The sequence below is a fragment of the Pedobacter sp. CFBP9032 genome (assembly GCF_034045265.1).
Classification (GTDB): domain Bacteria; phylum Bacteroidota; class Bacteroidia; order Sphingobacteriales; family Sphingobacteriaceae; genus Pedobacter.
This window is the reverse complement of sequence record NZ_JAXCWE010000004.1, coordinates 90,895-104,921: the sequence shown is the minus strand read 5'-3', so window position 1 is coordinate 104,921 and position 14,027 is coordinate 90,895. Positions and strand designations below refer to the sequence as shown.

The following is a 14,027-nucleotide window of genomic DNA, read 5'->3' as shown; positions in this document are numbered from 1 at the left end:
AATAAAATGTATTTTTGATTGATTTGAAAGTAATACACCTAAATACCTATGATGGGAATGGCGGAGCAGGAAGAGCCTGTTTACGCTTAAGCGATGCCTTAATCGCCAATGGAATCGACTCTAAGGTTTTAGTATATTATAAATTTGGCCAAAATCCGAAAATTGATACGTTCTCAAAATCACCTTTTCAAAAGGCGAAAGCTGTTTATAATATTTTATCAGAAAGATATTATGCAAAATGGCTAAGTAAATCGGTTAAAACGCCATTTAGCCTGCAGTGGTTTGGCCGCTCCATTAAAAATCATCCAGCGGTTAAAAATGCTGATATTATTCATTTGCATTGGGTTAATCATGGTTTTCTAACCCCTAAATTCTTAGCGGAGCTTGATGAACTGGAAAAACCAATTGTATGGACTTTTCACGATAGCAATGCCTTTACCGGCGGTTGCCATGTGCGTTACGGATGCGAAAATTTTCATCAGCAATGCGGCAACTGCCCGATCTTAAAAATTAGCAATAAAGAAGATTTCTCTCATAAAACCTGGCTTCGCAAACAAAAAGCGTATACAAAGCTTAATTTCCATATTGTAGCACCAAGCCATTGGATGGCAAAATCGGTTAAGTTTAGCAGTTTACTAGGTACCAGAAAAGCATCGGTGATTCCCAATACCATCGAAACAAAAATATTTAAGCCGTATGTTAAATCAGAAGCAAAGAAAATTTTAAAGATTAATCCGGAAAAATTTGTATTAATGAGCGGTTTTATGCCCTCAAAAAATGATAAACATAAGGGTACACCTTATTTAATTGAAGCATTGGCAATTTTATCACGCCGTTCCGGAATAAAAAAAGAGCACATAGAACTGGTTATATTTGGCAATAAGGATAATGCAGAAATGCCAGAATTTCCTTTTAAAACTACTTTTTTAGGAACAATTAGCAATGATGAACATCTAGCCAAATGCTATTCTGCCGCTGATGCTTTCATCACGCCATCATTGGAAGACAATTTACCCAATACGGTAATGGAAAGTTTGGCTTGTGCAACGCCTGTAATTGCCTTTACAACTGGTGGAATTCCAGATATGGTAAAACACATGCAAAATGGTTACCTGGCCAAATATGAAAATGCTGAAGATTTAGCCAATGGTATTGAATGGTTGTATCATCGCCCGAATAAAGAAGAGATTCAAAAAGCTGCACGACTGAGTATTTTAACTCATTTTTCGGAGGAGGTAATTGCTGCTGAGCACATTCATTTGTACGAAACATTAATTGATTTACAGCCGAAATAAAATGGAACTCTCTAAAAGCCACCTCAATAATATAAAAGCCTTAAAATCTGCAATTCTCCAGAGTCGCTATCATGCAGCCGCTTTGGTTAATAAAGAACTTTTAACACTTTACTTCGCCGTCGGAAAATTCATTTCACGCAAAATTGAAGAAGAAAAATGGGGAGCCAAAATTATAGAAAGTCTTTCTGCTGATTTGCAACTGGAACTTCCTGGATTAAGAGGGTTTTCGGCATCTAACATTAAGCGGATGAGGCTTCTTTATGAGTCTTGGAAACAGCATTCTGTAATTAGTCCAACAGTGTTGGGCCAATTACAAGTTATTGATTTAGAGGCAATTAAATTTAGTCCAACAGTGTCGGTCCAATTGGAGAAAACATTTTTTGGATTAAGCTTTTCACACCATTTAGAAATCATTCAAAACACCGAAACACTAGAAGAAAGAATCTTCTACATCCAAAAAACAGCCTCCGAATTTTGGAGCTTAAGTACACTAAAAAACCATTTAAACAACCAGACTTTTCAAAAAACCGGCAGTTTACCTAATAACTTTTTTAAAACCATAACCAACGATGAAATAAGGCAAAAGGCATTACAATCATTTAAGGATGAGTACTTGTTGGATTTCATTAATATTGAAGATAATGATGAAAAAGACGAAAGCGTATTAGAGAGTGAAATCGTTCAAAACATTAAAAAATTCTTAATGTCTCTAGGATCAGATTTTGCTTTTATTGGCAATCAATACCGGTTAATTGTAGAAGACGAAGAGTACTTTTTAGACCTCTTATTCTTTAATCGCCGTTTACAATGCCTTGTTGCTTTCGAGCTGAAAACTGGTAAATTTAAGCCTGAATATATGGGCAAAATGAACTTTTATTTATCAGCTTTGGATGAGTATATTAAACAACCACACGAACAGCCATCAATTGGAATTATTCTGTGTAAGGAAAAGAAAAACAAAGTAGTGGAGTTTTCCTTCAGAGACTTTAACAAGGCAATGGGTGTTGCCACCTATAAAACAAGTACCGTTTTACCGGCAGCATACAAAGGTGTTTTACCTGATGTGGAAACCTTAAAAAAACTAATGGATTAATATGCCTAAATTAACCATCATCACCATTGTGTATAATAACGTTCGGGATATTGAGCGAACGATTAATTCTGTTCTAAATCAAACGTATCAAAACATCGAATATATCATCATTGATGGGAAATCTACTGATGGCACATTAGCGGCTATAGCGCAATATAAAAGCAAGATTTCTAAAATCATTTCTGAAAAAGATAAAGGGATTTACGACGCTATGAATAAAGGCCTGGCACTGGCTACTGGTGATTATGTTTTATTCATGAATTCTGGTGATGAGCTTTATGATGAACAAACGGTAGAAGATGTTTTTGATTCTGCTCCTGGTGCAGATATCTACTATGGTGAAACGGAAATGTTCAATGATAACTGGGAAAGTTTAGGCCGCAGGCGCCACGAAGCACCAGAAGTTTTTAACTGGAAAAGCTTTCAATTTGGTATGAATATTAGTCATCAGGCCATTTACATTAAGCGAAGTATTGTGGAGCCTTACAACTTAAAATATAAATACAGTGCAGATATCGACTGGATTATAAAAGCCACAAAAAAAGCTTCTAGCATTGTTAACGTTCACCGCTATGTGGCTAAATATTTAGTGGGTGGCATGAGCAAGAAAAAACACCGGGAAAGCCTTAAAGAACGCTTTGATATTTTTACTAAGTACTACGGATTAATTCCAAATATCCTTAACCATGTTATAATTGCAGGTAACCTGGCCTTCTACTTTGTGAAGCATAGAAGAACGAACGATTAATCGGTTAAACACCACATTACCTGTTATAAAATTCTTTCGGAGCAATAAATTTATATTCTAAAAAGCGCGAACTAAACTCATTAACAGGCATATAAATAAACATCAATCTCAACTTTCTAAAAACAAAAATTCCCTCATTTTTGTCTTAAATACATTACTTATTTAAATAGAAAAGATTATGGGACAATTAAGTAACCGCACTATTGCTGTACTTTCAGAAAGCGGATTTGAAGAAGTTGAATTAACCGAACCAGTAAAAAGGTTAAAAGAAGAGGGCGCAACCGTTCACATCATCTCCTCAAAAAGTGGAAAAATAAAAGCTTGGGATAAAGACCACTGGTCTATAGAAGTTGATGTAGATAAAACCATTTCAGAAGCAAATGCCGACGATTACAATGGCTTACTTTTGCCAGGTGGAGTAATTAACCCGGATAATTTACGTGTAAATGAAGATGCAATTGCTTTTGTAAAATCTTTCTTTGCAGATGGAAAACCAGTTGCAGCGATTTGCCATGGCCCACAGACTTTAATCAACGCAGAAGTGGTAGAAGGTAGAAAGCTAACCTCTGTAAAAAACATTTCTAAAGATTTGATTAATGCAGGTGCACTATGGAGCGACGAAGAAGTGGTAGTAGACCAAGGTTTGGTAACCAGCAGAACACCAGCAGATTTACCAGCCTTTAATGATAAAATTGTAGAGGAATTTGCAGAGGGAGTACACGAGGGGCAGCACGCTTAAACGTTTTGAAACGCTCTTTCTAGATTCACTCAAAAAGCGGTTGGTAATTTTACCAGCCGTTTTTAGTTATAGCTTTACCTGTCTGATGATATTTTTGATATTCAGTTCGATAATATCGGTCATGTTTTTACACTTCAAATAATTAGTATCCTTAAAATAATCACTCATGCCTTGTTTCAAAATGGCAATGTTTTCAGGAGTTGTTAGTTCTTCCTTATTTGATACGTCGCGAAGATCCGTTAAGCGGTGTCGTTCGCTTCTAACACGATGTACGATTGACGAGCGCTCTTCCTGCTGATATTGCAATACGGTTTTTTCTGTAAGCTGCTCCATACTCATCTTTACGTAAGGCAGATTTTCTTTAAAAAACTGAGGCAAATAGACTTTAAGATTTCCTTCGTAAAACTGTTGATCAAAATCTATCGCACGGATGCGGAACTGAATATCATCAAAATCTGGCGTAATCTGCACCACAAAATTATAGGCCCTCATATCACCCAGGAGCATAATTAAACAACGCTCATTAAATTTTACAAACTCTTTTGCAATCCTTGTTGGGTTAAACCCTGGGGTGTATAACTGGCCTTTTGTAAACACATCCCCTGGAATTCCGGCAACATGTTCTTCAACCAGTGTATCACCATCTACCAGGTAATTTACTTGATTTGGCGATAAAATTTCTTCCATTTCTAAACCATAAATACGGGAAGCATCGGCTTTTTTGATATAGAAATAATCATATACATCATTCAGCCGATTAACAATTCTGATTCGAAATGGATGGGTGTTTCCAAAAGTGCAATATTCAATTTTGTCAATATATTTATGTTCTACAATACGAAGATTTCCTGATGCTTTAAGGTTAGCGTAAATCTCTTTTAAACCACTATGCAAGGTTTCAATTAAATCCTGTGCATAAATTGGCCCTTCCCAAAGCGAATCTTTGCCAAACTTATCCATTAAAGGAAAAGCCTCATTAAACTGCATCAAATCATCATAACCAATTGGCAATCTGGCCTCCCGTTGGTAAGTGCGCAAATACTTCTGTAATGCCGGTGTAACCGGAAAAATTGGTTTCTTCTTTAGGATTTTTACGTCTTCGTTTTCCATTCAGAAGCAATGTAGCATTTTAAACTTTTAACCGCAAAGAATTTAAAGCAAACGCCAGGGGCACAATGCCAGATATAAAACTTAAAATCTTCTTTGCGAAAAACTTAGCGTACTTAACAGCTAAACTCATTAATTAGGATAGCTAAAAGACATACCCGCAAGGTATCTGCTAATTTTTCGGTAAGGATAGTCTCCTGCGCCCTGCGCTGCAAACTGAACAATAATAGTATTTGTTTTAGGGTCTACGTATAACCGCTGTCCGCGCATTCCCTCAGCAGCAAAATCACCTTTATCACCCACTTGTGGAATCCACCATAAATAATGATGTGCAGATTTTTGCCAGCCTTTTGCAGAAGCTGGTACTTCTTTCCCAATACAGATAGATTGTTTTACCCAATCTTCAGGTATAATCTGATCGTTATTGTATTTTCCACCATTCAGGTATAAACGACCTATTTTAGCCCAATCAATCGCAGTCACCTGAAATCGGCTGGCGGTATTGGCTAAACCGTTTTCGTGATCGAGGCCCCAGGTAGCGAAATGTTCAGTTCCTATTTTCTTCCAAAGTTTCTCTTCAAAATATCTTGATAAGTTTTTTCCTGTTGCCCGTTCAATTACCCAGCCCAGTAAAATTGGATCGATGCTTTTATACTTCCAAACGGTGCCTGGCTCATTTGCGAGTTTTACCTTTAAGAGCTCAGTTTTCATATCATGAGTATAGTAATATTTTGCTTCATCAGATAAGAATGCCTTAATAATTCCGCCCAATGCATCCTGAAATACTAAACCCGATTTCATCTCTAAAAGGTGTTTTATGGTGATGTGTTTAAAAGCGGGATTTGCCTTCAACTCGGGGATATAATCTGTTACTTTTTGAGATAAACTTTTGATCGCACCCGCCTTCAAAGCCTGACCCAGGACAATAGACACCATACTTTTTGCACCTGAGAATACAGTTGTTAAGGTCGTGTCTGTATATCCTTCACTATACTTTTCATATAAGATGCTGTCATTTCTGATCACAATAAATGCATTCAACTTCCCTTTTGTAAAGTAATCGCTAAAATGGATAGATTGCCGATCGCCGGTTAAAACATGAAGCGTATCCATATCAATTCTTTTTTTTTGTGGCCGAATAAAATGAAAAGCAACATCACTTTTATTAACCGTATCTTGTGGAAATGCCTTATAGGTAGTGGCATCAGGCGTACGGTACCAAAGTACACGGAGTAAATATGGCTGCCAAAGAAATAGTCCGATAAAAAATAAAACAAGGAATAGAAAAAAATAAGCTGTTGCTTTTTTAACAATTTTCATTGGGATCCATTATACCAGCAAATATAGAAGATTAGGATTATTTACATTATCAAGTTTGATAATGTTGCTGATTTGGTACTGGGTTTATATTTCCATCTTCTATGGCTCCATAACCAATATTCGGGTTTTTCTCGAATGATTTCTTCGAGCAACCGGGTATGCATTTCTGTGATTTCAAATTCTTCAGTTGCTGCTGGGTTTAAGCACAGGGGAATGCAATCTACCTCGTAATAACCCCGTTTCACCACATTCACTTTGAAATAGAAAATGGGGCGGTTAGTTTTTCTGGCAATCTTTTCTATGCCTAGTTGAATAGAGGCCTGTTGATGTAAAAAACTGGTCCAGTAGTGAGATTCATCTTTCGCTGGCGCCTGATCATTACCAAAACTGAAAATGCTTGGTTTGCCTTTACTGGCAGCTAAAACCCGCATGGTTTGGCGCATGGCAACTAATTTGTTTCCAAAACGGCTCCGAATTTTTTTAAACCAGTTGTCGAACACCGGATTGCTTAATGGTTTATAGATTGGATAATGATCAGCCTGAAAGTTCAAATTGATCCCCATGGTACCCCATTCCCAATTTCCATAATGAGCAGAACAAATCAATACACTTTCACCACGATCTAAATATTCTTGCAGCAGCCCTTTATTGTGAAAGATGAAACGCTTTTTAATCTGTTCGGCAGAAATACTGTTCATTTTCAATATTTCAAAAATAAGTGAGGCCAGATACCTGAAGAACTTTTTCTCTATTCTAACGATTTCATTTAATGACTTTTCTGGCAAGGCATGCAACAGGTTTTCGCGAACAACTTTTTTACGGTAACCAAATACTCGGTAAAGCAGAAGATAGGTGGCATCAGCCAAAAGGTATAAAATAGGTAATGGCAATAAAGACAATACGCCTAAAAGAAATATCCCAACATAGGAAATGCTCTTTTTAATCATATCAGATTAATTTATTTTTAAAAATGGTAGAACAACAGGAAAATCTAAAAAGTTTAGCTTTCAAATTGCCACGGAATGATTAGAAAAGCATCAGTTTATAGCGCAGAATCGCTATTGATACTTCGCATTAATGGGGATGATTTCATGCGAAATTAAAATGATTTCAGAAGCCAACTGCCATGAAAATGTTAGTTTCTCAGCGTTAAAAGTGGTTTGAAATTGGCATGACAAAAAATAAGGACTTTGATTAATCATTTAAATGGAGAATGGAATTTAGATACTATGTATGAACAGTTCTTTAGAAATTTTGTCAGCCTATTTATATGATCGCTGATGTGAAATGACTTAACCTGAGCCAGGCTTTGGCTCGCAGATTAAAATAATTTTGCAGTATTTTCACAATTTGCTTCTGCTTAAATCCTCTAAGTTTGCGCTGGGAATTAGCTGAGTAGTGGCAAATTCTTTTAGTTGGTTGATAAGGGTTCAATTATTACCTCATTATATTCTTTCGGAAAAGAAGAACAATCATTATCAATCAATAACACAATATTTTTATACATTTGCAGCATCATTGGGGGTGCCTTGTTTGTATAAACACAAAAACAGGCTGAGATCATACCCATTTTGAGGTGAAAGGTAGAAGGTAAAAAGGTAGAGGCTAATGCCATCAACTTTGGAACCCTCCAGCCATCAACCTCGAATGCACCTGATCCGGGTAATGCCGGCGTAGGGATTGGAGTTATGGAAGTTTAACTTAAATCGGGAGAACCCCTGTTTCCGATTGGTTTAACTAAAAACAAAAATATTGAAGACTTTACTTTTTGCAACATTAGTTGCTTTCTTGCCTTTCTTTACTTTGGCACAAAATGCTGTTACCGGACAAATAACCGATAATAATCAAAATGCCTTGCCTGGGGCAACTATCAAGATTAAAAACCAGCGAACTGCGGTATTGAGTGATGTAAGTGGCCATTACTCCTTAAGTAATTTATCTGCAGGAAATTACACTATTGTGGTGAGTTATGTGGGGTACAAGACGCAGGAAAAATCTGTTGCGCTTTCTGATCATACGGTTTTAAATTTCAACCTGGTTCAACAGAATTTCCTGGCAGATGAAGTGATTGTTAGGGCAACGCGGGCAAATGAAAAATCAGCTACAACTTATAAAAACGTTACCAAAGCAGAGATCGAAGAAAATAACTTTGGTCAGGATTTACCTTTCATTCTTCAAAATACACCAGGAGTGGTGGTTAATTCTGATGCAGGTGCGGGCGTAGGTTATACAGGTATCAGGATTCGTGGTAGTGATAACAGTCGGATCAATGTAACAGTAAATGGCATTCCCATTAATGATAGTGAAAGTCAGGGAACCTTTTATGTAAATATGCCCGATTTTGCCTCTTCTGTAGATAATATTCAAATTCAGCGAGGTGTTGGAACATCTACAAATGGAGCAGGTGCTTTTGGTGCCAGCTTAAACATTCAAACTACAGCAAGTGAAATGGAACCCTATGCAGAGGTAAACAATACTTATGGAAGTTTTGATACCTGGAAAAACACCGTCAAAGTAGGTACAGGTTTAATCAATAACCGCTTTAGTTTTGATGGCCGCCTGTCCAGAATCAGTTCTGATGGTTATGTAGACAGAGGCGCTTCGCTATTAAAATCATACTTCCTTTCTGGGGCTTACCACGGTAATAAAGATTTGTTAAGAGTAAATGTTTTTGCAGGAACAGAAAAAACGTACCAATCGTGGAATGGTATTCCGGAATCTCGTCTAAACAATGATGTTGCGGGGATGCAGGCGTATATTGATCGGAATGGATTAAGCGCAGATGATGCTGCAAATTTGTTAAATTCAGGTCGCAGATACAATAGTTTTACGTATGATAACCAGACGGATAATTACCAGCAAAATCATTATCAAATGCTGTATGCAAGGCAATTTTCTGATAAGTTTTCCTTTAATGGCGCTTTGCACTATACAAAAGGTGAAGGTTATTATGAAGAATTCCGGGTGGATAATAAGCTGAGCGATTACGGCCTGAATCCGGTTACCATTGGCGGAACAACCGTGACGAATACAGACCTGATCCGCAGGCGCTGGCTGGATAATGATTTTTATGGTGTTACTTATGCCTTTAATTATGTGCCTCAGAAAAGCTTAAACTTCACCCTTGGCGGTGCTTACAACGAATACAAAGGCGCACATTTCGGACAAATTATCTGGGCGCAATATGCATCGAACGGAAATATAGACCGTCACTATTATGATAACGAAGGTTTTAAAACTGATTTTAACATTTATGGAAAGGTAAATTATAGTCCTATTGAAGCCTTAAGTTTATTCGCAGATTTACAATACCGCCGGGTTAATTACAACGTTGCAGGGACGGAAAATAAGTTAAATACGCTGGCCATTAATGATCAGTTAAATTTCTTTAACCCTAAACTAGGCGCCACTTACTTTATTAATACGGAAAGCAATGTATATGCGTCATTTAGTGTAGCCAATAAAGAGCCAAATCGCGATGATTATGTAGATGCAGCAGCGGGTGTTTTCCCTAAGTCAGAACGTTTAAATGATGTAGAGCTAGGTTATCGTTTTAAGAATAGCCGGTTTAATTTGGGTGCCAATGCTTACGGAATGTTTTACAAAAATCAACTGGTGGTAACGGGCAAAATTAATGACGTAGGTGGAAATTTTCGTCAAAATGTAGATGATAGCTATCGTTTGGGTATTGAATTGGATGGTGGATACACCATTAATAAATCTTTTGCTGTAAATGCGAACGCAGCTTTTAGTCGAAATAAGATTAAGAATTTCACAGAATATTATGACGACTATGACAACGGCGGACAGGTAGTTAACAACTATTCATTAACAGATATTTCCTTCTCACCAGCTGCTGTGCTATTTGGCGAGTTTGTTTACAAGCCAGTAACAGGGTTCGCCATTGCTTTGCAAAGTAAATATGTAAGCAAACAGTATTTAGATAATACGCAAAACAATGATAGAACAATTAACGGATATTGGGTAAGCAATGCAAGATTAGGTTATAATTTTAAATTTGCAGGCGTAAAAAATATAAACCTGGGTTTATTGGTAAATAACCTGTTCGATAAAAAATATGAAAGTAATGGTTATACTTACGGCTATCAATCTGGAGGGAGCCGGATTACCGAAAACTTTTTTTACCCACAAGCTGGAACCAACTTTTTGTTGAACCTGAATGTGAAGTTTTAATTAACCTGAATAGGATAACATGGCGTTAACAAAGGATATGAAGCAATCTTCTCATGAAATAGATTGCTTCTATTGAAGATAAAAGTCTAGCAATAAAGTTGGTATACTCCTAATATCTTTCTTTTTAATGAAGTTTAAATCTGGTAGTTTTAAATGAACTTTTTAATTGCAGAATTACTGCATAGGTATCATTTAAATGAAGTTGTTTTGCCCTATAATAGCACTTTTGATGTAAAGTTAGGCTACCTCTCTACTATTTAACATCTTAAAAGGTTGTATTTGCTGTTATAGGATGATGTAGACGCTCACTCATTTCTGTAGCATAACCGTTCATTAAATTTATGATCTTCCTTTTTAGATCATCATACTATTCAAATGAATTGTTTTCTATAACTAAGCTAGCTGCCGCTAATAATTCTGCCTCATAGGTTAGTATGGATAATTCGATATTAGTTAAATCTGCGATTCGGGGAATACAGAATTCGTTAATGGCCTGCTGAATTGATGGCATAAGCATTTTACCAGCTTTTGCGCCTCTTCCGCTTAGCACAATACATTCGGGATTTAAGATATGAATAAGGGTAGACAGACCCTTTCCAAGCTGAAATGCTGCATTTGACAGGATCGAAATGGCCAGAGGATCCTGTGCAACAACTGCATCCAGAAAATGATCGATCTCTTGTTTTCCTTGGTCTTTAAAAAGTTCATTCATACTACTCCTCATCCCCTTACGCATAGCTTTTTTGGCTTTTCTGACCATAACCCTTAAGGAGGTCTCTACTTCTAAACACCCTCTCTTTCCGCATGAACATAAATCATTAGTATTTGATAGTGGAACATGACTAAATTCACCGGCATACCCACGGCTTCCCCGATAAAGGCTTCCATTAATGATAATACCTAAGCCAGTTCCAGATCCAATATTGACAACCATTACATCATTTAGATTCCTCGCTTTTCCGAAATTTAATTCCGCTAGCGCGATAAGGCTCGAGTCATTATCAATTGTTACTGGCAGATCAATCCCTTTAATAAGGTAATCCCTTAGTGTTGAGCCATCTTTGATAAAAAGATAAGACGAATTGATACCAATTTCTGAATTTACGAAGCCTGGCATGCCAATTCCTACACCCAAAATATCAACCCTGTTAATTTTTGATTTAGCGATGCTTTCGTTGATAAAGTTAATTAACACATTTACATCATTAAAAGAATCTGAAAGTTCCAGATCAAGATGTTGCACAGGAATCGCAGCTTTCCTCGACAGATCGTATATCGTTAACCTTGTGGTTAATTGTTCCATCGCTACCGCTACTGCATATTTAGTTTGGTTTGGGTTGAGTACGTAAATGGAAGCCCTTCTGCCACCGGTAGACGGTGCCAGTCCCTGCTCGCATAAATATCCTTCATTAACCAAACTGGATACAATGGACCTGATTAAGGGAAGACTTTTTCCAGTGAAGATACTGAGTTCTGTTAGGGACAACACCCTTTTATAATAAAAGTGCTTAATTATATCAGCACGAAGCCGTTGACTTTTCTCAAAAATAACTGACATTTGGTGAGGGTTATCGCGTTAAAAATAGGATTAGTGATCTAAAACTTTTATTTCATCACCTTCATTATAGGTTAAAAAAACGAGAAGCATAGTCATCATTTCATCTGTTGACTTCATATCATTGGCAGAGAAAACCATTTTAGGAGGATTGTTCGGATTATTGGGGTTGTTCCTGGTATTGTCATAAGTCCCTTCAATTGTTAATACAGATCCCTTGGGCACTTTAATCAAGTTTTTAAAGCGGTAAATTTCCTGCCACCTAAAGTCCCACGAGGGTATAGAAACAAGCCTGATAGTATCGCCCAAAGGCGTAACGGCATAAGATTTAAAACTCTTCCCAAGCAGGTGCATATGTGGCCAAACATAGAGTAGAGATTGATCCTGCGGGGTTAAAATTTTTAGTGTAAACTTTTTAACAGAATCTGCCTTAATCATGAAATAAGGATCTATAGAACTTTCACCTACACCACCCGAGCCCAAACTAACTACATTCACTATTCTTTTTACAGGCGTTTCCTTGAAGAAAAAGTTGATACTTGCTTTAATTTCTTCGGCTTTTGCCAGCGGTGCAAAATGAATGGTTAGCAAAATAACACCTCGCTTAGGCATTACCCATCCTAAATCTGCCGGGTATGATTCAAAAGATGTGCCTGGAATCCAGCCACCGTAGTAAGTCATCTTTTCTTTAAACGGCAGGTATTGGTCGTAATTGGTTCTGGAATCATCCGTTAAGTTAACATAGTCTGCAGTTGATTCTATATCTATGGAATCGGCAACAGGGTGTATAGCGAAATTTGCATGATGAACTATTTTTTTATTATTACATACGAATTCCATTGCTTCTACATTTTTTGCAGTAGCCATATTAAAAGGTATTTTAAAGACAATAAACCGTTCTTCATTATCGCCCTTCACTATAAAAGCATTTTTCATACTGAGGGTAAAATCTGGTTTTCGGGTGTATTGTGTCCCTGCTAGTAAAGGTTGAGCTGATGGTTTCCTTTTTTTATCTACACCTTCCGGCGCATCGTTTTCTATCCAGTTGATGATGGTGTTTTTCTCTTTATCAGTTAGAGAGCGGTTATTTGCAAACAGACGGTAATGATTGTCTGGTTTCCATGGTGGCATATAGCCAGAGGTCACCACATCTTTGATAAAAGAGGCCCTTTTTGCTACATCGGCATAACTTAGTAATGAAAATGGCCCAGCCTCACCGGGCCGATGGCATGGTGCACATTTGCTTTGAATAATTGGCGCAATGTGTTCATAATAGGTAACTTTCTGACCAAATGACTGTTCAAAAAATAAGATGCCAAGAAGAATTAAAAAAAATCTATTGAACATATTAAAGATCGTTAATGCGGCACCCTACAGGATTGGTTTCGGTATAGGTATAGTTTTTTGATGTAATTTTCTTAAGCGCATTTTCTAGGTAGTGATCGGTAATTACCTTTCGCTTTACGCCGAGTGTTGCTTGCCAATTGTCGATCAAGCCCCTGTACCTGATATTCCCTAGCTGATCCAGTAGCACTGTTTCCGGCGTTGTTTTCGCAAGTAAAAGTTTTGTAAGCGCTTTGTCCTGATCCAGATAGAGGTTGAACTGCGCCTCATATTCTATGCCAAATTCTTTAATAACTTTAGCGGTGTAGCTTTTGCCTGGAATTATCCCAACAATATTTACCTGCGGATATGTTTTAACGAGGTTGTTAAGTACCAACATGTAATTTTTACACAATGGGCACTCGGGTGAAAGAAATACGAAAGCTGTATTTTTGCTCAGCACTATTTTTTCGTTATTTTTTGAATTAACCAAATGGGTGGTGCCAATCGCAGACCATAAAGCTTTTTGAGACAAAACATTTTGGCTAACACAATTATTAGCACAGAATAGAGCGGTTAGTAAGATGATCGTTTTTAACTTCATAAAGAAAAAAGAACTCCTAAGTAAATTAGGAGTTCTATAGTTTTATTAA

The 14,027-nt window shown here is 37.1% G+C and carries 11 protein-coding genes; 5 read left to right on the top strand and 6 right to left on the bottom strand.

Features of this window, described 5'->3' with window-relative positions; translation table 11 throughout:
• Nucleotides 1–23 precede the first annotated feature (23 nt).
• The 4 genes from SOM16_RS09190 to SOM16_RS09175 all read left to right on the top strand — a co-directional run bounded on the left by SOM16_RS09190 (nt 24) and on the right by SOM16_RS09175 (nt 3,875).
• A complete protein-coding gene (locus tag SOM16_RS09190; RefSeq protein WP_320463710.1) occupies nt 24–1,295 on the top strand; it encodes a glycosyltransferase family 4 protein in 1,272 nt (423 codons plus the stop codon).
• Between the two features lies 1 nt (nt 1,296).
• Nucleotides 1,297–2,388, top strand: a complete 1,092-nt coding sequence (locus SOM16_RS09185) for a PDDEXK nuclease domain-containing protein (protein WP_320463709.1) — start codon at nt 1,297–1,299, stop codon at nt 2,386–2,388.
• Between the two features lies 1 nt (nt 2,389).
• Nucleotides 2,390–3,136 carry a glycosyltransferase family 2 protein gene (locus tag SOM16_RS09180; protein ID WP_320463708.1) on the top strand — a complete coding sequence of 249 codons (747 nt, stop codon included), beginning with the start codon at nt 2,390–2,392 and terminating at the stop codon, nt 3,134–3,136.
• Nucleotides 3,137–3,314: 178 nt separating this feature from the next.
• Nucleotides 3,315–3,875, top strand: coding sequence for a type 1 glutamine amidotransferase domain-containing protein (locus tag SOM16_RS09175; RefSeq protein WP_320463707.1), 561 nt, complete (start codon nt 3,315–3,317; stop codon nt 3,873–3,875).
• 66 nt (nt 3,876–3,941) lie between these two features.
• Here the strand turns inward: SOM16_RS09175 and SOM16_RS09170 are convergent, their stop codons facing one another.
• The 3 genes from SOM16_RS09170 to SOM16_RS09160 form a co-directional block, all read right to left on the bottom strand.
• Nucleotides 3,942–4,985 carry a hypothetical protein gene (locus tag SOM16_RS09170; RefSeq protein ID WP_320463706.1) on the bottom strand — a complete coding sequence of 348 codons (1,044 nt, stop codon included), beginning with the start codon at nt 4,983–4,985 and terminating at the stop codon, nt 3,942–3,944.
• Nucleotides 4,986–5,114: 129 nt separating this feature from the next.
• Nucleotides 5,115–6,302 (bottom strand): serine hydrolase, encoded by a 1,188-nt coding sequence (locus SOM16_RS09165; RefSeq protein ID WP_320463705.1) that lies wholly within the window; start codon nt 6,300–6,302, stop codon nt 5,115–5,117.
• Between the two features lie 41 nt (nt 6,303–6,343).
• Complete coding sequence (locus SOM16_RS09160) at nt 6,344–7,249, bottom strand: lysophospholipid acyltransferase family protein (RefSeq protein ID WP_320463704.1); 906 nt, start codon at nt 7,247–7,249, stop codon at nt 6,344–6,346.
• Nucleotides 7,250–8,054: 805 nt separating this feature from the next.
• Here SOM16_RS09160 and SOM16_RS09155 point away from each other — a divergent pair.
• Nucleotides 8,055–10,496 (top strand): TonB-dependent receptor, encoded by a 2,442-nt coding sequence (locus tag SOM16_RS09155; protein WP_320463703.1) that lies wholly within the window; start codon nt 8,055–8,057, stop codon nt 10,494–10,496.
• A 367-nt stretch (nt 10,497–10,863) separates the two neighbouring features.
• Here SOM16_RS09155 and SOM16_RS09150 read toward each other — a convergent pair whose 3' ends face one another.
• Genes SOM16_RS09150 through SOM16_RS09140 form a run of 3 tightly spaced genes read right to left on the bottom strand, consistent with a single transcriptional unit; the run spans nt 10,864 to nt 13,978 of the window.
• On the bottom strand, nt 10,864–12,054 hold the full coding sequence (locus tag SOM16_RS09150; protein ID WP_320463702.1) for an ROK family protein: 1,191 nt from the start codon (nt 12,052–12,054) through the stop codon (nt 10,864–10,866).
• Nucleotides 12,055–12,084: 30 nt separating this feature from the next.
• Nucleotides 12,085–13,398 carry a cytochrome c gene (locus tag SOM16_RS09145; RefSeq protein ID WP_320463701.1) on the bottom strand — a complete coding sequence of 438 codons (1,314 nt, stop codon included), beginning with the start codon at nt 13,396–13,398 and terminating at the stop codon, nt 12,085–12,087.
• Nucleotide 13,399: 1 nt separating this feature from the next.
• A complete protein-coding gene (locus tag SOM16_RS09140) occupies nt 13,400–13,978 on the bottom strand; it encodes a redoxin domain-containing protein (protein ID WP_320463700.1) in 579 nt (192 codons plus the stop codon).
• Nucleotides 13,979–14,027 lie beyond the last annotated feature (49 nt).